The sequence below is a fragment of the Solirubrobacter pauli genome, from assembly GCF_003633755.1.
GTDB classification, from domain to species: domain Bacteria; phylum Actinomycetota; class Thermoleophilia; order Solirubrobacterales; family Solirubrobacteraceae; genus Solirubrobacter; species Solirubrobacter pauli.
In genome coordinates, this window is the sequence record NZ_RBIL01000001.1 from 981,340 (window position 1) to 1,004,441 (window position 23,102).

The window sequence follows — 23,102 nt, forward strand, 5'->3', positions numbered from 1 at the left end:
TGGTCCAGTATCCTCGGTTGGGACATGCCGGCCACCACCACCAAGGGCGCAGCGACACGGGCACGGATCGTCGAGACCGCGGCCGACCTCGTGCTCCAGCGGGGCGTCGGCCGCACATCACTGGACGACATCCGCGCCGGCACCGGCACGAGCAAGAGCCAGCTCTTCCACTACTTCCCCGCCGGCAAGGCCGAGCTGGTCGAGGCGATCGCCGCCTTCCAGGCCGAGCGGGTCCTCGACGCGCAGCGCCCGCACCTCGACGAGCTCGACAACTTCGAGTCGTGGGAGCGCTGGCGGGACGCGGTGCTGGCGCACTACGGCGCACAGCGCCACCTCGCCTGTCCGATCAGCGCGCTCACGCTCGAGGCCGGCGTCGACGCCTCCGCGCACATGGAGCGCTGGCAGGGCTACATCGAGGCGGGCGTCGCGCGGATGGGCGTCGACGACGACGGCCGCACGGCGCTCGCGGTCTTCGCCGCGCTGCAGGGCGGGCTGCTGCTGATGCGTGCGCAGCAGTCGCTGGAGCCGCTGCGCGCGGCGCTGGACGGCGCGCTGATCATCCTGCGGAGTGCGTCGACGCCGGCGTGCGTCGACGTGCTCACGGAACGAGCACGACCTTCCCGGTGAAGCCGCCCGCCTCGGCGAAGCGCAACGCCTCGGCCGCCTCGGTGAGCGGGTAGCGGGCCGCGACCTGCGGCTCGATCACGCCGTCGCGGAGGAGGGCGAACACCCGGGTGAGGTCCTCGCGGAGCTGCGCGCGGAAGTGGGCGCGGCGGAAGCGGTGCCCCGCCCAGAGGTTGAAGAACGTGGCCTTGCGCCCGTTTGGCAGGACGTTCCAAACTTGCAGCTTGGCGATCAGCTTGAGCACCGGCAGCGCCGGATTGCCGGGGACGTCGCGCGTGGACGCGGTGCCGTAGGAGACGAGCGTGCCGCCGCGCGCGAGCATCCGCCACGACGCGTCGATGCCCGGGCCGCCGACGTGGTCGAAGACGGCCGCGACGCCTTCGGGCGCGAGCGCGTGCACGCGCGCGGGCACGTCCTCGCTGCGATGGTCGATCACGGTCGCGCCGAGCGCACGCACTCGCTCGAGCTGCCGCGGGCCGGATGTCCCGATCACTTCGACGCCGGCGTGACGCGCGAGCTGCACGAGCACCGAGCCCACACCCCCGGACGCGCCGAGCACGACGATCGTGTCGCCGCGCTTGACCTTCGCGGCGCGATGCAGCATCCGCCACGCGGTGAGCCCGTTGACGACGACGGTCTCCGCCGCCTCGGCGCTCACGCCGTCCGGCACGGGCACGAGGTCGTCGCGGTCGAGCACCACGTGGTCGGCCCAGCCGCCGACCTTCGTCAACGCCGCGACGCGCTGCCCGGGCGCGAGGGCCGCCCCGGCCGCGCCGCCCGCCCCGGCCACGCCGCCCGCCCCGGCCACGCCGCCCGCCCCGGCCGCGCCGCCCGCCCCGGGTTCCCCCACGATCGTGCCGACGAGGTCGTAGCCCGGCACGAACGGGAACTTCGGCTGGTCGTAGTACTTGCCGCGGCGCATCTGCTGCTCCGCGAACGAGACGCCGGTCGCCTCGACGCGGACGAGCGCCTGCCCTGGCCCGGGCGCCGGCAGCTCGCGCGTCCGCACTCGCGGGAACTCGCCCTGCGCCGCCATCTCCAGCTCTGTCGCCTGCATGTCGTCGTCTCCGTGTTATAGGCTCTAACTGATGTTAGACACTCTAACCAGCGAACGCGGCGAGCAGGTACGGGCAGCCGTAAAGCGCATCGCGCTCACGCAGCTCGAGGCCGGCGGCCCCGCGGCGGTCGCGCTGAACGCGATCGCGCGCGAGCTCGGCGTGTCCGGCCCCGCGCTCTACCGCTACTTCAAGAACCGCGACGCGCTGCTCACCGCGCTCGTGATCGACGCGTACGACGACCTGGCGGCCGTGCTCGAGCCGTCAGCGGACGTGTGGGCCGCGCTGCAGGCGTACCGCGCGTGGGCGCTCGAGCAGCCGCACCGCTACCGGCTCCTGTTCAGCGCGCCGTGGCCGGGCTACGACCCGCACCAGCCGGCGCTCGTCGCTGCGGCACAGCGCTCGATGGCCGTGCTGCTGCGGTTCGTCGCCGAAGAGCGCGCGGTGACGCTGTGGTCACGCGTTCACGGGCACGTGAGCCTGGAGATCGAGGGCAACTTCGCCTCGATGGGGCTCGACGCCACCCGGCTGTTCGCGCACGTCACGGCTTGATCGGAAGCCGGTCCACGTCCCGGTGGGCCGACTCCACGAAGTACTCCGGGCGGTCCCGGAAGTGCGCCGCGAGGTTCTCGGTGATGGCCACGGAGCGGTGGCGACCGCCGGTGCACCCGATGGCGACCATCAGGTGCGCCTTGCCCTCCGCGATGTACTGCGGCAGCAGGAACTCGAGCAGCGGCTTGACGTGGCCGTAGAACTCCTCGAGCCGGCCGTCGCGCCCGACGTAGTCGACGATCCTTTGGTCGAACCCGGTCAGCGGGCGCAGGTCGACGTCGTAGTGCGGGTTGGGCAGGAAGCGCACGTCGAACGCGAGGTCCGCGTCGCGCGGCGGGCCGTGCTTGTGCCCGAACGACGTGAACGTGACCGCGAGCTTGCCCGACGACGAGCCCGGGCCGAGCAGCTCGTCGGCGACCTTGCGCCGCAGCGCCGCCGCGCTCAAGCCGCTCGTGTCGATCACGATGTCGGCGCGCCGGCTCACCGGGTCCAGCAGCTCGATCTCGGCGCGGATGCCGTCGACGACGCTCCCGTGCGGGGACAGCGGGTGGCGCCGGCGCGTCTCCTTGTACCGGGTGACCAGCGTCTGCTCGTCCGCGGCCAGGAACACCACGCGGTGCGCGACGCCGGCCTCGGCCATCTGGTCCAGCACCCCCGCGAGCCCGACCACGTAGTCGCCGCCGCGTGAGTCGCACACCACCGCGGCGCGCTCGACCTTCGAGCCCGCGTGCATGAACAGCGCCGAGAGCGAGCGGATCATCTCGCTCGGCAGGTTGTCGACGCAGAAGTAGCCCGCGTCCTCGAAGACGTTCATCGCGCTCGACTTCCCCGCGCCCGAGAGCCCGGAGATGACCACGAAGTCCTCCAGGTTGGAGTTGGAGGCCCGCCCGTCCGCGTCTCGCACCGCGTTGGCCACTAGCGCCCCGTCTTGTTGAGGTGGGCGTACAGGTCGCGCGCGACCTTCTGCGGGAAGCCGGGAACCTGCTCCAGCGCCTCGCGCGAGGCGCCCAACACCGCCTCGGGTGAGCCGAAGTGCTTGAGCAGCGCCCGCTTGCGCGCCGGGCCGACGCCCGGCAGCTCGTCCATGATCGACTCCGTCATGGCCTTGTCACGGCGGATGCGGTGGTGGGTGATCGCGAAGCGGTGGGCTTCGTCGCGGACGCGCTGGAGCAGCTGCAGCTCCGGCGTGTCGTGCGCCATCAGGACGGGGTTCGGCGAGCCCGGCAGGAAGACCTCCTCGATCCGCTTGGCCAGCGACACGACCGCCACGCCGCTGTCCCGGAAGCCTTGCAGGTGCGGGAGCCCGGCGCTCAGCTGGCCCTTGCCGCCGTCGATCACGATCAGGTTCGGCAGCGCCGCGAAGGACGCGTCGCGCTCGGCGTCGTAGGGCGACTTCCCGTTCTGCTTCTCCCACTGCCCGTACCGGCGCGACAGGACCTCGGCCATCGACGCGAAATCATCGTTGCCATCGTGCGAGCGGATGGTGAAGCGCCGGTAATCGCTCTTCTTCGGCGCGCCGCCCTCGAACACGACCATCGACGCGACCGTGTGGGTGCCACCGACGTGCGAGATGTCGAAGCACTCGATCCGCACGGGCAGCGCGTCCAGCTCCAGCGCCGACTGCAGGCCGTTGAGCGAGTCCACGCGCTGCTGGCGCTTGCGCTCGGTCTTGAGCTTCTCCTGGTCGAGCGCGAGCTTGGCGTTGCGCTCGGCCAGGTCGAGGATGCGCCGCTTGCCGCCGCGCTCGGAGGCGCGGATCTCGACGTTCGAGCCGCGCCGCTCGCCCAGCAGCTGGCCGAGCACCTCGAGCTCCGACCCCTCCGACATGACGCCCTGCACGACGATCAGCGCCGGGATGCTCAACGCGCTCGCGTAGAACTGGAGCATGAACTCCTCGATCACGATCGCCGGGTCCTGCTCGGCCTGGTTGTCGAGGTAGAACGACTGGCGGTCGCTGAGCACGCCGTCGCGCACCTGGAAGACCTGCGCGTTGGCCTCGGTGCCCTCGACGGCCACGGCGACGGCGTCGTAGGTGCCGGCGCCACCCTCCGCCACGCGCTGGCGCTCGAGCAGCGCCTTGACGGCCTGGAGGCGGTTGCGCTCGATCGTCGCCTGCTCGTAGTCGCGCTCGCCGGCCGCGAAGTACATCTTCTTCTCGAGGTCGCGCTCGATCTGCTTGAAGCGGCCCGACAGGAACGAGACGACGCCGTCGATGCCCTCGCGGTACTCCTCCTTGGAGACGTACCCGACGCAGGGCGCCCCGCAGCGCTTGATGTAGTAGTCCAGGCACGGGGAGCCGCTGTGGCGGCCCGGCTCCGGCCCCTCGCAGGAGCGGAAGAGGAAGATCTTCCCGAGCAGGTCCAGCGTCCCGCGTACGCGCTTGGCGCTGCTGTACGGCCCGAAGTAGGCCCGCTCCTTCTTGTGGCGCTCGCGTGTGAAGTACACCCGCGGGAAGTCCTCGTCGAGGCTGATCGCGATGTACGGGTACGACTTGTCGTCGCGCAGCCGGATGTTGAACTTCGGCTTGTACTGCTTGATGAAGTTCTGCTCGGTGAGCAGCGCCTCCGCCTCGGTCGCGACGACGAGCGGCTGGATGTCGTCGATCTCGGACGTGAGCGCGGTCGTGCCGTACATCGTCGGGTTCGAGAAGTGACTCGCGACGCGCTTGCGGATCGACTTCGCCTTGCCGACGTAGATGACCTTGCCGCGGCGGTCCCGGAAGACGTACACGCCGGGCTGATCCGGCAGGGAGAGGCGTTGCTCGCGAAGGCGTTCGGATTCCGTTTGAACAGCCATCAAGTCCTGCAACGAAGGGTACGACCAACGCCGGTCCGCAACTCAGGGGGCTGCTATCGGTTCCTCCCCGTATGCACCGAACGAGAACGACGATCGTCGTGGCCGTCATCGCGGCCCTCGCCATGTGCGCTCCGGCTTCCGCCAACTACCGGGTCGGTCTGAGTGAGCAGAATGCAGCGGTCTTCAGCCAGCCTGCGTGGCAGGCGCTGAAGCTCAAGCGCGTCCGCTACATCGTCCCGTGGGACTACGTCAAGGCGGGACACCAGGTCGAAGTCGACCAGTACCTGGCCGCGGCGCGCGCCGCGAACCAGGACGTGCTCCTCATGTTCACGGCCCATCGTGGTTGCTGGAACGGCAGGAGCTACTCCAAGCGCAAGGACTGCAAGGCGCCCTCGACGAGCGCCTACAAGAAGGCCGTGTCGGCCTTCCGCAAGCAGTACCCGTGGATCAAGACGTACGCGCCGTGGAATGAGGCGAACCACAAGTCGCAGCCGACGGCCAGCAGCCCGAAGCGCGCCGCCCAGTACTACTCGACGCTGCGCAGCGTGTGCGGCCGCAAGTGCAAGGTGATGGCCGCCGACGTGCTCGACCAGAGCACCGTCCGGACGTGGCTGAAGAGCTTCATCAAGTACTCCAAGAACAAGGGCCGCCTGTGGGGCCTGCACAACTACAAGGACGTCAACCGCAAGCAGTCCAAGGGCCTGACGACGGTCCTGAAGACCGTTCCGGGTGAGGTCTGGCTGACCGAGACCGGCGGCATCACCACGTTCGCCCCGGACTTCCCGACGTCGGCCACGCGCGCCGCGTCCTCGACCAAGTACATGTTCACGCTCGCCGATCGGTTCGACTCCAAGCGCAAGGGCTACAAGTCGAAGCTGACGCGCCTGTACGTCTACCGCTGGTTCGGCGAGGAGGGCACGAACTGGGACTCGGGCCTCGTGAACCCGGACGGCACGTCCCGTCCCGCGCTCGAGCAGTTCCAGAAGTACGCCGCGAAGCGCCTGAAGTAGCGAGTAGGGTCCGCCCCTCCATGGGGTTGGTCAATCTCTACTCAGATACGCAGACCCGTCCGACCTCCGCCATGCGCAAGGCCATGGCGGAGGCGGAAGTGGGTGACGAGCAGCGCTTCGAGGACCCGCAGGTCACGGAGCTGTGCTCGCGGGTGGCTTCCCTGCTCGGGTTCGAGGCCGCCGTCTTCCTCCCGTCCGGGACGATGTGCAACGAGATCGCCTTCCGGCTGCACATCCGGCCGGGCGGCGACGAGGCGATCCTGCACCGGACGTCGCACCCGATCATCGCCGAGGCCGGCGGCCCGGCGGCGTTCGCCGGAGCGATGATGTACCCGCTGGACACGCCCAAGGGGATGTTCACCGGCGACGACGTGCGCGGCGCGCTGCGCTACCCGGATCGCTACAACCCGCGCTCCCGGCTCGTCTCGGTCGAGCAGACCACGAACATGGCGGGCGGGCGGGTGTGGCCCTTGGATCAGCTGCGCGGCGTCGTCGACGTGGCGTCCGAGGCCGGGCTGCGCCTGCACATGGACGGCGCGCGGCTGATGAACGCGGTGGTCGCCTCCGGCGTCGCGGCGTCCGAGATGACGCGCGGGTTCGACACCGCATGGCTGGACTTCACCAAGGGCCTGAGCGCACCGCTGGGCGCGTGCCTGGCGGGGTCCGCGGAGCTAATCGACGAGGCCTGGCGCTACAAGCAGATGCTCGGCGGTGCGCTGCGGCAGGCGGGGATCGTCGCGGCGGGCGCGCTCTACGCGCTCGACCACCATGTGGACCGGCTGGCCGAGGACCACGCGAACGCGCAGACGCTGGCCCGCGGTCTGGCCGAGCTGCCGGGCGTGAGCATCGACCCGGACACCGTCGAGACGAACATCGTCATCTTCGAGCACGACGAACCCGAGGGTCTGTGCGCCGCGTTGCGCGAGCACGACGTGGTCATGGGTGCGGTCGGGCCGCGGCGGGTACGGGCGGTCACGCACCTCGATGTGGACGGCGACGGGATACGAACGGCGCTGCGCGCGCTAGAACGGGTGTGCGTGCGATGAGGCTCGAAGGCATTCATCACATCACCGCGATCACCGGCGACGCGCCGCGCAACGTCGACTTCTACGTGCGGCTGCTGGGGCTTCGCCTCGTCAAGAAGTCCGTCAACCAGGACGATCCGACCGTCTACCACCTCTTCTACGCCGACGAGCACGGGTCGGCGGGGTCGGACCTGACGTTCTTCGAGTACCCCAATGCGCGGCCCGGCCGCGCCGGCGCGGGGATGGCGCACCGGATCGTCCATCGCGTGGGCTCGGCCGACACGCTCGACTTCTGGGCCGACCGGCTCGGCTCCGAAGGCGTCGACACGGCACGGGTGGAGTCCGGGCTGCGGTTCGCCGACTTCGAGGGCCTGCAGCACGAGCTGCGGGCCGTCGACGTGCCCGACGCGCCGCTCGCGGCCCGGTCGACCGAGGTTCCGGCCGAGCACGCGCTGCTCGGCTTCCACGAGGTGCACGCCGCGGTCGCGGACCCGCGCAAGTCCGAGAAGCACCTGCGCGAGACGCTCGCCTTCGAGGAGGTCGGCACGCACGCGTTCGAGGCGCGCGGCGCCGCGCGCGGCGGGTCGATCGTCTTCGAGCCGTCGCCCGGCCGCGGGTTCGGTGGGGCGGGCACGATCCACCACATCGCCTGGGCCTCCCCCATGGACGACCACGAGGCCTGGCGCGAGCGCCTGGCGGCGTCCGGGCTCCAGGTGACGCCGGTGATCGACCGCTTCTACTTCCGGTCGGTGTACTCGCGCGAGCCGGGCGGGATCCTGTACGAGATCGCCACGATCGGCCCCGGCTTCGCGACCGACGAGCCGGCCGAGTCGCTGGGTGAGTCGCTGGCCCTGCCGCCCGACGTGGAGCGCCTGCGCACGCAGGTCGAGCCGCTGCTCACGCCGCTGCCGGACGTGCGGCAGTGGCGACCCTCAGGGGCACAAGCCTCGTAAGCAGCGCGGCGAGCGGCAGCGCGGCGCCGGCGACGACGAGCGCGCCGCGCGGGCTGGTCAGCGCGATCACGAGCGGCGCCAGCATCGCGCCGGCGCCGGTCGTGAGCCAGTACGTCGACTCCAGCAGCGCGAACGCGCGGGCCCGCACCCCGTCGTGGGTGAGTCGCTGGATCAGCGTGATGCCCGACGTCTCGACGAGCGAGTAGCCGACCCCCAGCGTGGTCAGCGCGACGAGCGCCGCCACCGGCGCGGGCAGCGCCGCGAGCGCGAGCAGCGGCGCGCCGACGAGCACCGTCCCGAGCGGCAGCGCCTTCGTGGAGACGCGCAGCGCGAGGACGCCGCCGAGCACGCCGCCGATCCCCCAGGCGCCGTTGAGCCAGCCGACGCCGGCCTCCCCCACGCCCACCACCTCGAGCGCGGTGACGACGACGAGCACGTCCACCATCCCCTCCACGAGCGTGCTGACGCTGAGCACGGCGACGAGCACGCGGGCCCGCCGGTCGAGCGCGAACGGCGCGACATCGGTTGCTGAAGAGGGACGGTCCCGCTTTATGTTCGCGAGGAGGGCCGCGGCGAGCGCGAACGTGCACGCGGCGGCGGCGAAGGCGACCGGCGCGCCCGTGGTGGCGACGAGCAGGCCGCCCGCGAGCGCGCCGAGGATGAACGCGGCGTTGTCGATCGTGCTCCAGAACGCGTTGGCCGCCTCGGGGCGCGTGGTCAAGGACGGGATCAGCGCGGCCTGCGCCGGCTTGTGCGCGGCCTGGGCCACGGTGAACAGCGCGCCCAGGACGAGCACCGCGGGAAAGGCGTGCACGGCGGCCGCCGCCGCGAGCGCGAGGAGCAGCACCGCGCGGACGAGTGCGCTGGCCAGCAGCACGTCCCGGCGCGAGCCGCGGTCCGTGACCCGGCCGAGCAGCGGCGCGGCGAGCCCCGCGGGCACCATCCGCACGAGCGCGGCGAGCCCGACCGCGGCGGCGCCGCCCTCGCCGTACGCGTGCACGGCCAGCGCGACCATGAACGCCCAGCCGCCCACGGCGGCCGCCGCCCACGCGGCCTGCAGCCTGCGCAGGTCCGGCGTGGCGAGGGCGTCGCGGAGCCTCATGGGGCGACGCTCGCCCCACGACCTTGGCGCCGCCTTGGACGCTTCTTAGGAGAACGTCACGAGCGGGCCCTCCATGCTCTTCACGCCCGCGACGCACGCCTTGCGCGCCGCGGCCGTCTGGAGCTTGGGGCACCCGGTGGTGCGGAACTCACCGTCGCTGACGACGCCGAGGGTCTTGCCGAGCCAGCGGTCGCAGGCGATCGCCAGCGAGCCGCGGAAGGTGGTGTTGCACGCCTTGATCAGGTCCACCGACATCTCCGGCGGGTAGTTCATGAGGTTCTGGACCTTGGTGCCGCGGATGCAGGCGACGACGTCCGAGTCGGCCTCGAGGCCCGCGCAGACCGCGAGCTGGTTGACCGGGTCCGGCGGGCCGATCACGCTCGCGCCGGTGACGCACGCCTGACGCTGCAGGCTGTCGAGGCCGGAGCAGGCCTCGTCGATCTGCGCGCCCGACTCCATGCGGGTGCCCTTGGCGGTCTCCACGAACGACCGGTACCAGCAGACGCGCACGAACTCCTCCGGCTGGGCGCCGCACAGCGCGCGCGGGTCGGTCACCACGTCCTTCGGCTTCGCGGTCGAGTCGATCCCGTTCACCGCGAACCAGTAGTCGTGGTAGATGCCCTGCGAGCAGTCGGCCGCGGCGGCGCTTCCGAGCTGTTGGCACATCTGCAACGCCGGCGCGATGTTCTCGTTGCTCAGGCGCATGAACGCGTGGCCGAAGCCGTGCGTGCAGCTGTAGCGCTGGTAGCGCGTCTCCGAGTTCTTGCATAGCCGGTTCGCGACCGTCGGGCCTTGCTTCTCGATCTCCGGCGCGACCGCCGTGACGAGCCCGTGCGCGTAGCCCGCCGAGCAGCCGGGGTCGTTCGTGCGCGGCAGGCTGTCCATCAGGTTCTCGAGCTTGAGGCCCGTGCGCAGCGCGTACTCGCGCGCGACGGTGTGCATGATCCCGTGGCAGTTCGCGAGCAGGAAGCCGGACTGGTCCGCGTACGCCGCCTGCGTGATGCCCTCGACGGCGGCCAGCGGATCGCCCGCGCCGTTGACGATCGCCGCCAGCTCGCGGGAGTAGCACGAGCGGCCCTCGTCCTGGACGAGGCCCGCGCACGTGTTCAGGTCGCCGGTCGCGGTCGGCTCGGCGGTCGGTGCGGTCGAGGTGCCGGCGTCCGCGGCGGGCTTGGGCTCACTGCCGCCGCACGCTGCGAGCGTGAGCAGCGCCAGCACGACGAGCAGCAGGCGCCTCACTGCGCGACCCAGCTCGTCCACGCGGGCTTGCGCTCGTCGGTCGCGCCGACGCGGATGTGCAGGTCGCACAGCAGCGCCGCCGACTGGTCCTCAGCGGCGAAGGTCACGATGTTGGCGCTCTCCGGCGCCGCCGCGGAGACGGCCTGTGGCGTGCCGGTCGATCCGCCGACGGAGGCGAGCTCACGCCCGACCTCACGGGCGTAGCACGCGCGGGCCGCCTCACCCTGCAGGTCCGTGCACAACGCGACGTTCCCGCCGGGCGCGGCCGCGACGGACGTGTCGTCGGAGCGCGCGAGCAGCACGGTCAGGACGGCGCCGGACGCGAGCAGCGCGACGAGCGCGGCCCAGCGGCGAGACGGTGACAGGAGCGGGTGCGACAAGACGGATTCCAGCGTAGTCGGGGTGGCAGGTGGCGCCCCGCCAAAAGGTTGGGTGCCTGACCGGCCACCCGCCGGCCGGAGCCGACGGGTGGCCGGAGCGGACCTCACTCCCTACGGGTTCGTGGTGGAGAGCGTGAACGTCAGCGTCTTGCTGTACGTCCCGGTCCGCAGGGGGTCGCCGGCGCCGATGGCCTGCTTGAAGGCCACCGTCGCCGGGTCGTTGCTGACCGGCGCGGTCCAGGTCAGCAAAGGCGTGTTGGTCGTGACGGGCGTGAGCGCGGAGCCCGCGCCGGCCGCCGGGCTCGACGCGGCGGCGCGGAGCGGCTGCGCGAGCGCGAACGCGCCGTTCACCAGCTTGCCGGTGTTCGCCGTGTCCGGGTCCGAGACCGAGAGCGTCGCGCTGCCGGCCGTGCTGATCACGTCCGCCTTCGTGCTCGCGTCGTACTCGGCCGCAAGTCCCGGCACGAACGCGCCGAACGTCGCGGGCGCGCCCAGGGTCAGACTGAGCGTGGCCGGCACCGTTCCGCCGACCGTCCCGGTGGTGCAGAGGCTGCGGTTGGCGACCTCACCGCGCTTGATCTTCAGCGTCGTGCGCTCCAGGACCGTGCCGTCCGGCGCGCTGCAGACCAGGTCGTACGCCTCGTCCAGGTGCGTCGCGTTGTACTGGCTCGGCCGCCCGGACGGGTTGACGTGCCACTCGAACTTGCCACTCGCCGGCACCGTGATCGACTGGGCGATCGTGTTCGGGAACGCGCGGACCTCGGCCGGCTGACCGGTGGTCCAGACGAGGCTGGAGCTGTCCAGCAGCGTGCTCTTGGAGAGCGTGAGCGTGGTGCCCGCGGGCGCCGTGCCCGTCAGCACCGAGTGCTTGTCGGCCTCGGTGGCGGCGGCGAACGCGTCGTAGTACAGGCCGCGCATCGTCTGGTTCGCGTAGCGCGTGCCCGTGCCCAGGTAGTTGTCGATCACGTTCTGGTACGGCGGGTGGAACGTCTGCGTGCCGGAGAAGCCCGGGGTCGCCTCCGGCGTGAAGCCGAACGCGCCGTACGCGTAGTACGCCTGCTGCTCGGCGGTCGAGGACGCCTCGTAGTAGACGTCGGTCCACGGGCCCGCCGCCCAGCCGGGCAGGTTCTTGGACAGGCGCTGCAGCAGCGCCTCGTAGGCCACCTCGTCCGCCACGACGTCCGGCTCGTTCGAGGAGCTCGGCGCGCGCAGCAGGCGCTGGTCGGGCGTGTGGTTGTTGATCGCGACGGTGACGTTGCTCTTGTTGAGCAGGTCGATCATGCCCTGGATCTCCGGCTCGCTGGCCGGGGCCTCACCGCGCGTGTTGGAGGCGGTGGCGGAGCTGCTCGAGCCCGGGCCGCCCCAGAACGGCAGGTAGTTGCGGTTGAGGTCGATGCCGCGGTTGACGTTCGCGGCCAGGGTGCAGTCGGCGAGCGTCGGGATCACGCCGGCCGTGATCCGGCAGTTCTTGCGCTTCTGCTCGTTCTGGAGGCTGCGGCTGAGGTCGTACCCGTCCGGGTTCACGACCGGCACCGCGATCAGCTTGCCCTTCTCGAGCAGCGCGCTGGCGTCGTCGCCGGCCTTGTCGTTGAGCAGCAGGTCCCAGATGAACTCGAGCGTGAACTCCACCGTCGGCCATTCGCGCGCGTGGTGCGCGCCGCTGAGCAGGAAGCTCGGCTTGGCGCCCGCCGTCGCCACGTCGTGGCTCACCTCGACGCCGTAGATCGTCTTGCCGAGCAGCGTCGGCTTGGACAGCGTGAACAGCTTCACCCTGTCCGGGTACGTCGTCGCGAGCTGCTGGAGCTCGGCGTTCACGTCGGTGAGCGTGCGATACGCGACCCGGCCGGTCGGCAGCGTGGACAGCGGCGCGATGCCCCGCTCGGCGCGCGCCTGATGGACCTCTTCCTTATCGAGGTAGGCGTCGTTGGCGCCGTCCATGTCCTCGATCAGCACCTTGTACGCGTAGCCCGTGCCCGCGAGGATCTGCTCGTCCTCCGGGCCGTGCAGCATCAGCTCCGTGCGTTCATCGCCCTCGTACGTCACGTCGAGGCCGAGCGCCTCGAGCTTGTGCAGCACGGCGTGGCTGGTCTCTTCGACCTCCACCAGCGTCGTCTTCGCCTGCGCGGCGCTCGGCAGCAGCAACGCGGTAGCCACCGCGAGCCCGGCAACGAGCTTGGAACCCTGCAACCCAATCCCCCCTCTGGTCAAGTCCCCTCCTGACCTGCACTTCCGGCGTGACGGCACGCTAGGGAACCGGGCCGGGCGGGGGAAGCGCTTGGGTGTGGACTTCTCTCAGCGCAGGCCCACGACAAGCCCTTCGAGGTCCAGCCGGGCGACGTCACGAGACCAGGCGGACGGTGAGTCCCGAGCCGGTGCCGAGCGGCTGGCCGGCGCCGTTCATCAGGCCGAGGATGCGCGCGACGTAGCCCTGGGTCTCGGGGTAGGGCGGAACGCAGCCGCACGCGCTGACGGGCACCGGGCCGGCGTTGTAGGCGGCGAGCGCGAGCGGGACGGAGCCGAACTGGCGCAGCAGGTCGCGCATCAGGTGCGCCTGCGCGTGGATCGCCTCGGTGGCGTCGAACGGGTCGTCCAGCCCGTACGTGCGCGCCGTGCCGGGCATGAACTGCGCGATGCCCTGCGCGCCCGCCCGGCTGGTGGCGAACGGGTTGAAGTTCGACTCCGCGTACAGCTGGGCGGCGAGCAGCGTCGCGGAGACGTTCCAGCGTTGGGCGGCCTGCCTGAGCGCGGACGCGAACTGCGGCGGGACGAACCCCGGGACGGCGCCGCGTGCCACGCCCGCCTTGCCGTCGTTGCCGGTGGAGGACGGGCTCGAGCCGGCGTTGAGCGTGAACCCGTAGTGCCACGGCTCCCAGCCGTAGCGCTGCACGAAGTGGAAGCGGGTCGCGTTCGCGGCCAGCCAGGCGTAGGCGGCGGGCGGGCCGATGTCGAGCTCGGTGCCGTTGCGATGCAGCGACTTGCCGGGCGGGGCGACCATCCTCGGGTCCGGGTTGCGCGCGAACAGCACGGCCTGCTCGGCGTCCGAGCGGAAGCCGCTGTTGATCGTGAGCGTGACCCCGTCGGCTTCGGCGGCGCGTTCCATCCGGTCGAAGGCCTGGGCGACGTCGGGCCGCATCGGCTTGCCCTGCCGGTAGGCGAGCGGGCCGTCGTAGCCGCCGCCGCTCGCGAAGCCGAGGTCGTCGGCGGCGCCGAGCTGCGCCTCGGCGGTCGCGCGGATCGTCGCCTCGCGCTCGCCGGCCCCGACGACGTCCCGCACCGCGACCCGGATGCGCACCGGGCCGATCGTCTCCCCGTCCGGGAAGCTCACCGTGGCGGTGGGCACGTCGTTCGCCTTCGCGACCTCGAGCGCCGCCGCCCGCCCGAGCGCCAGGTACGCGTCCTTCTCCAGGTGCCGCGGGTTCGGAGCCTTGTCGATGAACGCGGGCTCGAACAGGCGGTCGTAGTGGGCGTGCATGGCCTTCGCGCCGGCGACGGCCGCCAGGTCCGCCGCGCGTTGCGCCGCCGCGTCCCTCCCGACCGCCCGCGCGACCGCTCCGGCGATGAACACGGCGATCAGCACGCCGACGAGCCCGCCGACCAGCAGCACCGAGGCCTGCCCGTGCTCCGCGCGCAGCAGCGTGCGGCGTGGTCCGCGGGTGCGAGTCGCCTGACTCGCGGTTTCCGCGAGTGAGACGACATGCATGCCGGGTCGGCCGGCGGTATGCGAGGAGGCGCCGGCTCGACGGGCCGCGGGCGGGCTGGTCGGGTGTGTCATGGCTCGCTCCTCGTCGTGGCTTCGATGAGCCGGCGGATCGCCGGTGCCGTGCGGACGCCCGCCCGGGAGAGCTCCCGTGCGAGGCCGCGGGCCAGCGGTGCAGTCGTCGTCACCCGCGGGAGGCCCGCGGTCGCCGCGACCGCGAGGGGGCCGTCCGGGTCGGGGGTGACCAGGACGACGAGGTCCTGATCGGCGAGTGCGGCGTCGATCGCCGCGGTGCGCGGCGCCGTGACCGCGAACACGACCGGTGCCGCGACGAGCGCGAGCTGCCACGTGAGCGCGGGCAGCTCCGGGTCGGCCGGGTCCAGCCGCACCCAGGCGAGCCGGCCGCGTACCCGTGGCTCCAGCCCCTCAGCCTCGAGCTGCACGGCAAGTCGCCGTCCCGCGCCGCCTCCCCCGCCTCCGTCCGGCAGCGGCGGGCCGATGACCGCGACCGTCGCGGCCTTCGCCCGGGTCTCCCTCCGCAGAGCGAGCGCCAGCGCGGCCGCGACGGGCTCCGCCTCGCGCGGCCGGCCCACGACCGCCGCGCCGGTGACGACCCGGATGGCCACCGGGACGGCCGCGAGCGGCGCCGGTGCCGGGCTCGACGCCGATCCCCTCCCCAACCCCGGCTCCGTCCTCGACCCCGAGCCCCGCTGCGACCCCGACCCCAACCCCAAGCCCGAGCCTGGCTGCGCCCCCGACCCCGGCCTCGGCCCCGCTTCCGGCCCCGCATCCGACCCCGGCCCGACTCCCGACCCCGGCCCCGGTCGCGCCGGCGAGAGACCGGGCACGAAAGCGACGGGCGCCGGCCCGGACCGGGTCGGCGCGTCGGGCACATCGGCCGACGGCGGTGTGCTGGGCGGCGCCTGGCGGGCGGAGGCGCGGGTGCGTTGCTTGCGCGGCACCCGGGCCGGCGGGGTCGGCGGGTCGGGCGGCGCCGGGGACAGGAAGAAGTCGAGGGCTCGGCTCATGGAGTGGGTGGGCCGGCGTCGGCGTGGGCCTCGCCGGCGAGGCGGTCGGAGAGGGCCGCGATCGGCAAGCGCGGCCGCACGCGGACGTGGACGCGGCGGCCGGTGACGGTGATCGTCGCGCGGGTGCGGAGGTGCTCGGGCAAGGCGTCGCGGGCGGCCGTGCGGGCGTCGGAACCGCCCTGGAGGAGCGCCAGGGCGCCCGCCTCGGCGGCTTCGCCGGCCTGTTCGTGCGCGGTGGACGCGGCGACGAAGCTGAAGCCGACGAGCCCGATGAGCACGACCAGCGGCAGCAGGCCCAGGAGCTCGATCGTCGCCTGGCCGCGGGCGGACGCGAGACGGCGGGGGTATGCCTCGCAACCGTCCGCACAGGACGGTCTCCGGCCATACCCCGCGCTGGCCGGCTGCGCGGTCATGACTGCGGCCGGAAGTGGGACGTGGCGCCGACGCGCCCGACCGAAGCCGACGGGAACACGGCCGGGATGCGCACCGACACCCGGACGTCGCCGGACGCGTCGGCCTTGACCTGCAAGCCGCGCTCGAGCCGCCCCGGCAGGTGGCCGCGCGCGGCGGCCGCCGGGTCCTCCCCGACCGCATGCGCGCGCGCCGCGGCCCGCGCGGCCACGCGCGACTGCCAGACCGCCTCGCCCGCGAGCACCGCCTGGTAGGCACCCGCCAGCACCACGACCACGAGCGGCAGCACGGCTACGAGCTCGACGGACGCCTGTCCGCCGCTGGCGACGAGATGCCGACGACCACGAGCGGCGAGGCCGACCGCTGGGACGCGGCCGGCACGCGCGACGCGGCCGGCACGCACCAGGAGACCTGCGCCGCGGACGCGGCCGGCACGCGCGGCGCGGCCGCCACCCATGAAGAGAACGGCGCCGCAGACGCGGCCGGTACGCGCGGCGAAGCCGACGCGCCACCCGCGCCCGTGGCGCGACCACACGCGACGTCGTCGGCGCCGGCGGCGACTCCATGCGGGGTGGGGACCGGGCATGGTGGAAGCCTCCACCGGGGGCCTCACATGGGTCTACGCGTGGGTGTTACGAAAGTGCGCCGGCTTTGTGCCGGAAGTGCAACTTTCAGTAGGTCTTGTAGGAGCGCCAGACGCTGTAGAGGGCCCAGCCGGCGAGGCCGAGCATCAGCATCCAGATCATGCCGCCGAGGAGGTCGAGGTCGCCCCAGAGGCGGCCGGTGGCGGCGATGGCGAAGACGGCCAGGGCGAAGGCGCCGTAGGCGATGGCGCGCTGGCGCTCCTCGAGGCCGTGGAGGGTGTCACGGTGCTCCATGTAGAGGCGGTAGCCGAGCCAGCAGAAGCCGCCGAGGAAGAGCACGGAGAAGACGTTGCTGATCGTCGTGGCCGCGGTGCCGCCGCCTGGGAGCTTCCAGACGGCGACCGCCAGCACGAGGATGATCGCGACGTTGCGGATGTGCTTGTTGCGGTCCGGGTCCACCGGACGTCAACTTTAGCCCGCGGGGGCGTATTCGGGCGCGGGGAGCGCCGTCAACGCGGAGATGTCGTCGGGGGCCGACAGCTCGTCGGCCGGTTCCGGGACGGGCAGGGCCGCGCCGACCGGGTCCTCGACGGGCTCGGCCGAGAAGCGGTAGCCGATGCCGAAGTGGGTGTGGATGTAGCGCCAGTTCGACGAGGCGCGCTCGAGCTTCGAGCGCAGCTTGCGCACGAAGACGTCGACGCTGCGGTCGCCGTGGACCATGGCGTAGCCCCAGACGCGCTGGTAGATCTCCTCACGCTGCAGGACCTGGCCCTCCGCCTCGGCGAGGAGCTGGATGAGCTCGAACTCGCGGCGGGTGAGCTCGACGGACACGCCGCCGACGAACGCCTGGAACTGGTCGGCGCGGATCTCGACCTCGCCGATCATGACGGGGCCCTTCTCGACGCGCACGTCGGCGCGCTTGCGACGGCGGACGACGGCCTCCACGCGGGCGATGAGCTCCTCGGGGTGGCAGGGCTTGGTGACCCAGTCGTCGGCGCCGAGGCGCAGGCCGCGCACACGCTGCGCCACGGAGGACTGCCCCGTGCACACGATCACGCCCAGGCCGGGCAGACGAGCGCAGAGCTTGTCGAGGTAGGTCCAGCCCTGCGGGCCGAGCACGGCCAGGTCGACCACGACCGCGTTCAGCCGCATCGCCACCATGGCGTCCAGCGGAACGGGTGAGGCCAACACGCGGTACTGCCAACCCATCCCCTCCAGGCGCTTGCCCAGCACCTGGAGGAAACCGGTGTCGGAGTCGATCACCGCGAGCCGGACGGTGGACTGGCCGCCAGGCGCGGCGCCGGTGCGCCGCTCTTCGCTCATCGTCGTCATCTCGCTGGGCACAGTATCCACGACCGGGTTTGTCTACGAGGGTTCAAACGTCCAGATAACGACCTGGTTACAACCCGAAAACCGGATCCGCCGAGATACCGGCGGATCCGTTCACTCAGCTCACGTGGGACGCGTCCGAGAACTCTCGGAACTGCCCCGTGACGACGAACGCGACCTGCTCGCCGATGTCCACCGCGTTGTCGCCGATCCGCTCGATCGCACGCGCGACGAGCATCATCGACATCGCCCACTCGCGCCGGTCCGCGTCCGTCCCGATCTCGACCGCCCGCGAGAACACGCAGCGGTTCAAGCGGTTGATCTCGTGGTCCTGGCGGACCAGGTCCTCGGCCACGGCCACGTCGCGCAGCAGGAACGCCTGCTTGCACTGCTCGACCTCGGAGCGGGCGAGCTTGCCCATCTTGAAGATGTACTCGAGCATCTGCTCGTCCTTGGGCGGCTCGTAGCCGACCACGGGCAGCATCTTCGCGATGTTCACGCACTGGTCGCCCATCCGCTCCACGTGCTTGATCACGTGCAGCAGCGCGGCGACGAGCCGCAGGTCCGACGCGACGGGCGCCTGCAGGGCGAGCAGGGACAGGATGCCCTGCTGGACCTCCAGATACCGCCCGTCGATGCGATCGTCGTCATGGATGACGATCGACGCGAGCTCGATGTCCTGGTGCTCGAGCGCCTCGAGCGTGCGGTCGAGGGTCTTGACGACGAGGTCGATCCCCCCGAGCGCCTGCGACTCGAGCTCGCGGAGCTCTTCCTGGAATTGCTGACGGCCACCCACGATCTCTCTCCTGACCGCGAAGGGCTCAGCCGAATCGTCCGCTGACGTAGTCCTCAGTCTCCTTGTTGGACGGGTTGGAGAAGATCTTCTCCGTCGTGTCCACCTCGACGAGACGCCCCGGCTTGCCGGTGCCCTCGATGTTGAAGAAGGCAGTGTTATCGGATGAGCGCGACGCCTGCTGCATGTTGTGCGTGACGATCACGATCGTGTACTCCTTCTTGAGCTCGGTGATCAGGTCCTCGATCGCGAGCGTGGAGATCGGATCGAGGGCCGAGGCGGGCTCGTCCATCAGGAGGACGTCGGGCTCGACGGCGGTCGCGCGAGCGATGCAGAGACGCTGCTGCTGGCCGCCGGACAGGCCCATGCCGGGCTTGCCGAGGCGGTCCTTGACCTCGTCCCACAGGTTCGCGCCGCGCAGGGCGCGCTCGACGATCGCGTCGAGGTCGGCCTTCTTGATCTTGCGCGCGTTGAGCTTGAGGCCGGCCGCCACGTTGTCGTAGATCGACATCGTCGGGAACGGGTTCGGCGCCTGGAACACCATGCCGATCTGGCGGCGGACCTGGACCGGGTCGGCGTCGGACGCGTAGATGTCGGTCTCGTCGAGCAGGACCTCGCCGTCGGCGTACGCGCCCGGGACGAGCTCGTGCATCCGGTTCAGCGAGCGCAGGAACGTCGACTTGCCGCAGCCGGAGGAGCCGATCAGCGCCGTGACCTTGTTCGGCTCGATCGTGATGTTGACGTCCTTGACCGCCAGGAACTTGCCGTAGTACAGGTTCAGGTTGGTGGCCTTGATGCTCTTGGCCTTGACGGGCGCGATGGCGGTCATCGGATCTCCGTGCCGAAGCGGCGGTAGATGAAGCGGGCGGCCACGTTCAGGATCATCACGATCATGATCAGCACGAGCGCGGCGGTCCACGCACGGTCGATCGACGGCTCGGGCGGCACGCCGGGGGACTTGTAGGAGCTGAAGGCGAAGACCGCGAGGTTCTGCATGCGGCCGTCGAACGGGTTGGTGTTGACCGATGCCACGACGCCGGTGGTGATCAGCAGCGGAGCGGTCTCGCCGATCACGCGGGCGATCGCAAGCACGATGCCGGTGACGATGCCGCCGAGCGCGGTCGGCAGGACGACCTTGAGGATCGTCCGCCACTTGGGCACGCCGAGCGCGTAGGACGCCTCGCGCAGCGAGTTCGGGACGATCCGCAGCATCTCCTCGGTCGACCGCACGACGATCGGGATCATCAGCACCGACAGCGCGACCGCGCCGATGATGCCGAGGCGGATGCCCGGGCCGAGGAAGATCGAGAACAGCGCGAAGGCGAACAGGCCGGCGACGATCGACGGGATGCCGGTCATGACGTCGACGAAGAACGTCAGCGCGCGCTTCAGGCGCCCGGTGCCGTACTCCTGCAGGTAGATCGCGGCGAGGATGCCGATCGGCACCGAGATCACCGCGGCGCAGCCCGTGATGATGAGCGTGCCGTAGATCGCGTGGATGGCGCCGCCGCCCTCGCCGATCACGCCGCGCATCGACCACGTGAAGAACTGCGAGTCGAAGCGCGCGGCACCGCGCTCGATCACGGTGTAGAGCAGCGAGACGAGCGGCGTGAGCGCCAGCGCGAACGCGGCGACGACGCCGTAGGTGACGGTGCGGTCGGTCGCACGCCGCGGGCCTTCGACGGTGCGCGAGATCACGTACTGCGCGACGCCGCCGACGACGACCGTCGCGACGATCCAGAGCGCGAGGTTGAAGCCCGTCGCGAGCAGCAGCAGGCCGATCACGGCGGCCACGCCGGCGACGATGCCCCACGGCGCCCAACCCGGCAGGACCCGGCCGGCGACCTGCACCGGCGGGCGCACCCGCGCGGGCGCGGACGTCTCGGCGACGGGCACATCGACGGTGTGGGCCGTGTTGCCCGCCAGCGACGGCAGGCCCTGCGGCTCGTGCGTGGGCTCGGTCACGTGCTCGCGTTCGGTGGGTTCGGTGCTCATGGGTTAGATCCGGACCTGGCGGTTGATCACCGTGCGCGCGGCCATGTTGACCGCGAGCGTCAGGGCGAAGAGGACGAGGCCGGAGGCGATCAACGCGTTGACCGCGAGGCCGGAGGACTCGGGGAAGGTGAGCGCGATGTTGGCGGCGATCGTCGACGGGTTCGCCGACGAGATCAGGTTGTCGGTCACGCCGCCGGAGACCGAGAGCAGGATGGCCACGGCCATGGTCTCGCCGAGCGCGCGGCCGAGGCCGAGCATCGAGGCGGAGATGATCGCCGACTTGCCGAACGGCAGGACGGTCAGGCGGATCATCTCCCAGCGCGTGGCGCCGAGGGCGAGCGCGCCCTCCTGCAGCCGGCGCGGGGTCTGCTCGAACACCGCGCGCGTGACGGCCGTGATGATCGGCAGGATCATCACCGCGAGCACGACGCCCGCGACGAGCATGGTGCGGCCCGTGGACGAGGCGGGGCCTTCGAAGAACGGGATGAAGCCGAGGTTGTCCGACAGCCATTCGAGCACCGGCACGGACGCCGGGCCGAGGACCGCGATGCCCCAGAGGCCGTAGATGACGCTCGGGATCGCGGCCAGCAGGTCGATGAGGTAGCTCATCGGCTGGGCGATGCGGCGCGGCGCGATGTGGCTGATGAACAGCGCCACCGCGACGGCCATGGGCACCGCGACGATGATCGCGATCGTCGCGGCGACGACGGTGCCGTAGAGCAGAGGCCAGACGTACTTGATGAGGCTCTCCTGGTTGGGGAGGTCCTCGGCGCTGGCGGTGATGGCCGGCCAGGCCTTCACCAGCAGGAAGATCGCCACACCGGCGAGGATGGCCAGGATCAGGCCACCCGCGCCGGTCGCGGCTCCCTTGAAGACGCGGTCACCGACGCCGCCCCTGGCGGGTCCGCCGCGAACTACGGATTGCAGGTCGTCGACGTCGGCTGCGCTCACGTCTGCCTCAGCTCCAGTGGTGGTTCGTTAGTTGGCCGCGATCGCGTCGACGGCCGGCTGCACCTTGGCGCGGACGGCCTCGCTGATCGGGGCGGAGCCCGCGTTGGTCGCGGCGGCCTGCTGGCCCTCCGCGCTGACGATGTAGTTGACGTAGCCCTTGACGAGGGCGCCCTGAGCGGCGTCGTCGTACTTGGTGCAGGCCAGCAGGTAGGACACGAGCACGATCGGGTACGTGCCGGCCTCGGTGGTGTCGCGCTTGAGGTCGTACGTGAACACGTGCGCGCCCGGGTCGTCGGTCTCCTCGGAGGCCTCGACGATCTTGGCGGCCGCCTCGGGCGTCGGGGCGACGAACTCCTCGCCGACCTTGACCGAAGCCTTGCCGAGCTCGCCCGCCTGGGAAGCGTCGGCGTAGCCGATCGCGCCCTTGCCGGCCTTGACGGCGTCGACCACGCCGGACGTGCCCTGAGCGGCCTCGCCGCCCTTGACGGGCCAGTCGCCGCTGACCTCGAAGTCCCACACGTCGGGGGCGACGGCGGCCAGGTACTCCTGGAAGTTCTCCGTGGTGCCCGACTCGTCAGAGCGGTTGACGACCGTGATGCGCTCGCTCGGGAGCGTCGCGTCCGGGTTGTCGGCCTTGATGGCCGCGTCGTCCCACGTCTTGATCTCCTGCTTGAAGATCTTCGCGAGCGTCTCCGGCGAGAGCTGGAGGTTCTCGACGCCGTCGAGGTTGTAGATGACCGCGATCGGCGAGATGTACGCCGGGATCTCGATCAGGTTGTCGGGACCGCCGCAGCGCTCCTGAGCACCGGTGAGCTCCTCGTCCTTGACGTGGGAGTCGGTGCCGGCGAAGGCGACGCCACCGGCGATGAACTGCTCACGACCGCCGCCGGAGCCGACCGCGTCGTAGGAGATCGTCGTGTCGGGGTTGGCCTCCTGGAAGCCGGCGATCCAGGCCTGCTGCGCCGCCTCCTGCGAGGACGCGCCGGCACCGGCCAGGTTGCCCGACAGCTCAGCGGCCGCGGGCGTCGCCGCAGCGGCGTTGGCGTTGTTGCTGCCGCTCTGGGCAGGCTCTTCGTTGGCTGCGCCGCACGCGGTCGCGCCGAACGCCAGCGCGACGGCAGCCGCCATCGCCACCGGCTTGAACCGGGTGGTTCCCATTGACCCTTCCTTCTCTGATCCGTACGCCGATGACCCTCGCAGGGCGAGGGCGGCGTCCTGTTACCGACTTGTTCCTGACTTGTGAAAAAGCTGTGAAGGCTCGCGCTCGAAGCGGTAGCCGAAGCCGAAGTGCGTGTGGATGAACTCCGCGTGCGGAAGCGCTCTCGCGAGCTTCGTCCGCAGCTTGTGCACATAGACGTCGACCGAGCGGTCGGCACCGCGCATGGGCGCGCCCCAGACCGTCGTGTAGAGCTCTTCGCGCGACACGATGCGTCCCTCCAGGCGCGCCAGTGCCGCCAGCAACTCCAATTCGCGCACCGAGAGCGAGAGCGTCCGTCCACCCGCCCGAGCAACATGCTCGGACGGCCGGATCTCCAACTCCCCGGCGATCAGGACTTCCGTCTGCTCACTCGTGTGCAT

Annotated in this window: 24 protein-coding genes; 5 read left to right on the forward strand and 19 right to left on the reverse strand. The window is 71.4% G+C overall.

Annotation, left to right across the window (positions count from 1 at the left end; all coding sequences use genetic code 11):
* Window positions 1-24: 24 nt before the first annotated feature.
* The gene (locus tag C8N24_RS04515; protein ID WP_121248419.1) at window positions 25-627 is read left to right on the forward strand and encodes a TetR/AcrR family transcriptional regulator; all 603 of its coding nucleotides are present in this window, start codon (window positions 25-27) and stop codon (window positions 625-627) included.
* On the opposite strand, the gene C8N24_RS04520 is transcribed toward C8N24_RS04515, so the two are convergent.
* The gene (locus C8N24_RS04520; protein WP_121248421.1) at window positions 599-1,681 is read right to left on the reverse strand and encodes a medium chain dehydrogenase/reductase family protein; all 1,083 of its coding nucleotides are present in this window, start codon (window positions 1,679-1,681) and stop codon (window positions 599-601) included. The two genes, C8N24_RS04515 and C8N24_RS04520, sit on opposite strands and share 29 nt — an antisense overlap.
* A gap of 31 nt (window positions 1,682-1,712) precedes the next feature.
* On the opposite strand from C8N24_RS04520, the gene C8N24_RS04525 reads away from it, so the two are divergent.
* Window positions 1,713-2,231, forward strand: a complete 519-nt coding sequence (locus tag C8N24_RS04525) for a TetR/AcrR family transcriptional regulator (protein ID WP_121248423.1) — start codon at window positions 1,713-1,715, stop codon at window positions 2,229-2,231.
* On the opposite strand, the gene rapZ is transcribed toward C8N24_RS04525, so the two are convergent.
* Both rapZ and uvrC read right to left on the reverse strand, forming a co-directional pair.
* Window positions 2,221-3,147, reverse strand: coding sequence for an RNase adapter RapZ (gene rapZ / locus C8N24_RS04530; RefSeq protein WP_245971753.1), 927 nt, complete (start codon window positions 3,145-3,147; stop codon window positions 2,221-2,223). The two genes, C8N24_RS04525 and rapZ, sit on opposite strands and share 11 nt — an antisense overlap.
* Entirely contained in the window at window positions 3,147-5,027 is a 1,881-nt protein-coding gene (uvrC, locus tag C8N24_RS04535; RefSeq protein WP_121248425.1) for an excinuclease ABC subunit UvrC, read from the reverse strand. Before uvrC ends, rapZ begins: the two co-directional genes overlap by 1 nt.
* A gap of 71 nt (window positions 5,028-5,098) precedes the next feature.
* On the opposite strand from uvrC, the gene C8N24_RS04540 reads away from it, so the two are divergent.
* The 3 genes from C8N24_RS04540 to C8N24_RS04550 are packed head-to-tail and all read left to right on the forward strand — an operon-like array spanning window position 5,099 to window position 8,015.
* Complete coding sequence (locus C8N24_RS04540) at window positions 5,099-6,037, forward strand: glycosyl hydrolase (protein WP_121248427.1); 939 nt, start codon at window positions 5,099-5,101, stop codon at window positions 6,035-6,037.
* A 20-nt stretch (window positions 6,038-6,057) separates the two neighbouring features.
* Window positions 6,058-7,083, forward strand: a complete 1,026-nt coding sequence (locus tag C8N24_RS04545; RefSeq protein ID WP_121248429.1) for a threonine aldolase family protein — start codon at window positions 6,058-6,060, stop codon at window positions 7,081-7,083.
* Window positions 7,080-8,015 (forward strand): VOC family protein, encoded by a 936-nt coding sequence (locus C8N24_RS04550; protein WP_121252931.1) that lies wholly within the window; start codon window positions 7,080-7,082, stop codon window positions 8,013-8,015. The genes C8N24_RS04545 and C8N24_RS04550 overlap by 4 nt, the downstream gene beginning before the upstream one ends.
* On the opposite strand, the gene C8N24_RS04555 is transcribed toward C8N24_RS04550, so the two are convergent.
* The 16 genes from C8N24_RS04555 to C8N24_RS04635 all read right to left on the reverse strand — a co-directional run bounded on the left by C8N24_RS04555 (window position 7,960) and on the right by C8N24_RS04635 (window position 23,102).
* On the reverse strand, window positions 7,960-9,117 hold the full coding sequence (locus tag C8N24_RS04555; RefSeq protein WP_121248432.1) for an MFS transporter: 1,158 nt from the start codon (window positions 9,115-9,117) through the stop codon (window positions 7,960-7,962). The genes C8N24_RS04550 and C8N24_RS04555 overlap by 56 nt on opposite strands.
* 45 nt (window positions 9,118-9,162) lie before the next feature.
* On the reverse strand, window positions 9,163-10,356 hold the full coding sequence (locus C8N24_RS04560) for a hypothetical protein (RefSeq protein WP_121248434.1): 1,194 nt from the start codon (window positions 10,354-10,356) through the stop codon (window positions 9,163-9,165).
* Window positions 10,353-10,736, reverse strand: a complete 384-nt coding sequence (locus C8N24_RS04565) for a hypothetical protein (protein WP_121248436.1) — start codon at window positions 10,734-10,736, stop codon at window positions 10,353-10,355. Before C8N24_RS04565 ends, C8N24_RS04560 begins: the two co-directional genes overlap by 4 nt.
* Before the next feature lie 111 nt (window positions 10,737-10,847).
* Window positions 10,848-12,923 (reverse strand): M14 family zinc carboxypeptidase, encoded by a 2,076-nt coding sequence (locus C8N24_RS04570; RefSeq protein ID WP_147447640.1) that lies wholly within the window; start codon window positions 12,921-12,923, stop codon window positions 10,848-10,850.
* A gap of 151 nt (window positions 12,924-13,074) precedes the next feature.
* Entirely contained in the window at window positions 13,075-14,436 is a 1,362-nt protein-coding gene (locus tag C8N24_RS04575) for a transglycosylase SLT domain-containing protein (protein ID WP_170178841.1), read from the reverse strand.
* 68 nt (window positions 14,437-14,504) lie between these two features.
* Window positions 14,505-15,113, reverse strand: a complete 609-nt coding sequence (locus C8N24_RS04580) for a hypothetical protein (RefSeq protein WP_211339840.1) — start codon at window positions 15,111-15,113, stop codon at window positions 14,505-14,507.
* Between the two features lie 344 nt (window positions 15,114-15,457).
* Entirely contained in the window at window positions 15,458-15,739 is a 282-nt protein-coding gene (locus C8N24_RS04590) for a hypothetical protein (RefSeq protein WP_147447641.1), read from the reverse strand.
* A gap of 131 nt (window positions 15,740-15,870) precedes the next feature.
* Complete coding sequence (locus tag C8N24_RS04595; protein ID WP_121248447.1) at window positions 15,871-16,407, reverse strand: hypothetical protein; 537 nt, start codon at window positions 16,405-16,407, stop codon at window positions 15,871-15,873.
* A 136-nt stretch (window positions 16,408-16,543) separates the two neighbouring features.
* Entirely contained in the window at window positions 16,544-16,915 is a 372-nt protein-coding gene (locus C8N24_RS04600) for a hypothetical protein (RefSeq protein ID WP_121248449.1), read from the reverse strand.
* A gap of 12 nt (window positions 16,916-16,927) precedes the next feature.
* Window positions 16,928-17,788, reverse strand: coding sequence for a response regulator transcription factor (locus tag C8N24_RS04605; protein ID WP_121248451.1), 861 nt, complete (start codon window positions 17,786-17,788; stop codon window positions 16,928-16,930).
* 115 nt (window positions 17,789-17,903) lie between these two features.
* Window positions 17,904-18,581: a phosphate signaling complex protein PhoU gene (phoU, locus tag C8N24_RS04610; protein WP_245971755.1), complete on the reverse strand. Its 678-nt coding sequence runs from the start codon at window positions 18,579-18,581 to the stop codon at window positions 17,904-17,906.
* A gap of 25 nt (window positions 18,582-18,606) precedes the next feature.
* Window positions 18,607-19,407 carry a phosphate ABC transporter ATP-binding protein PstB gene (gene pstB, locus C8N24_RS04615; protein ID WP_121248456.1) on the reverse strand — a complete coding sequence of 267 codons (801 nt, stop codon included), beginning with the start codon at window positions 19,405-19,407 and terminating at the stop codon, window positions 18,607-18,609.
* Entirely contained in the window at window positions 19,404-20,573 is a 1,170-nt protein-coding gene (gene pstA, locus C8N24_RS04620; protein WP_121248458.1) for a phosphate ABC transporter permease PstA, read from the reverse strand. Before pstA ends, pstB begins: the two co-directional genes overlap by 4 nt.
* A 3-nt stretch (window positions 20,574-20,576) precedes the next feature.
* The gene (gene pstC, locus C8N24_RS04625; RefSeq protein WP_121252933.1) at window positions 20,577-21,500 is read right to left on the reverse strand and encodes a phosphate ABC transporter permease subunit PstC; all 924 of its coding nucleotides are present in this window, start codon (window positions 21,498-21,500) and stop codon (window positions 20,577-20,579) included.
* Window positions 21,501-21,551: 51 nt separating this feature from the next.
* Complete coding sequence (pstS, locus tag C8N24_RS04630; RefSeq protein WP_121248460.1) at window positions 21,552-22,682, reverse strand: phosphate ABC transporter substrate-binding protein PstS; 1,131 nt, start codon at window positions 22,680-22,682, stop codon at window positions 21,552-21,554.
* Window positions 22,683-22,742: 60 nt separating this feature from the next.
* Window positions 22,743-23,102, reverse strand: a complete 360-nt coding sequence (locus tag C8N24_RS04635) for a winged helix-turn-helix domain-containing protein (protein WP_121248462.1) — start codon at window positions 23,100-23,102, stop codon at window positions 22,743-22,745.

Bases quoted from the DNA above. Each gene is read 5' to 3' on its own strand.
- C8N24_RS04515 (WP_121248419.1), top strand. From the start codon at position 25: ATGCCGGCCACCACCACCAAGGGCGCAGCGACACGGGCACGGATCGTC.
- C8N24_RS04520 (WP_121248421.1), bottom strand. From the start codon at position 1,681: ATGCAGGCGACAGAGCTGGAGATGGCGGCGCAGGGCGAGTTCCCGCGA.
- C8N24_RS04525 (WP_121248423.1), top strand. From the start codon at position 1,713: ATGTTAGACACTCTAACCAGCGAACGCGGCGAGCAGGTACGGGCAGCC.
- uvrC (WP_121248425.1), bottom strand. From the start codon at position 5,027: ATGGCTGTTCAAACGGAATCCGAACGCCTTCGCGAGCAACGCCTCTCC.
- C8N24_RS04540 (WP_121248427.1), top strand. From the start codon at position 5,099: ATGCACCGAACGAGAACGACGATCGTCGTGGCCGTCATCGCGGCCCTC.
- C8N24_RS04545 (WP_121248429.1), top strand. From the start codon at position 6,058: ATGGGGTTGGTCAATCTCTACTCAGATACGCAGACCCGTCCGACCTCC.
- C8N24_RS04550 (WP_121252931.1), top strand. From the start codon at position 7,080: ATGAGGCTCGAAGGCATTCATCACATCACCGCGATCACCGGCGACGCG.
- C8N24_RS04555 (WP_121248432.1), bottom strand. From the start codon at position 9,117: ATGAGGCTCCGCGACGCCCTCGCCACGCCGGACCTGCGCAGGCTGCAG.
- C8N24_RS04575 (WP_170178841.1), bottom strand. From the start codon at position 14,436: ATGCATGTCGTCTCACTCGCGGAAACCGCGAGTCAGGCGACTCGCACC.
- C8N24_RS04605 (WP_121248451.1), bottom strand. From the start codon at position 17,788: ATGACGACGATGAGCGAAGAGCGGCGCACCGGCGCCGCGCCTGGCGGC.
- pstB (WP_121248456.1), bottom strand. From the start codon at position 19,407: ATGACCGCCATCGCGCCCGTCAAGGCCAAGAGCATCAAGGCCACCAAC.
- pstA (WP_121248458.1), bottom strand. From the start codon at position 20,573: ATGAGCACCGAACCCACCGAACGCGAGCACGTGACCGAGCCCACGCAC.
- pstS (WP_121248460.1), bottom strand. From the start codon at position 22,682: ATGGGAACCACCCGGTTCAAGCCGGTGGCGATGGCGGCTGCCGTCGCG.
- C8N24_RS04635 (WP_121248462.1), bottom strand. From the start codon at position 23,102: ATGCACACGAGTGAGCAGACGGAAGTCCTGATCGCCGGGGAGTTGGAG.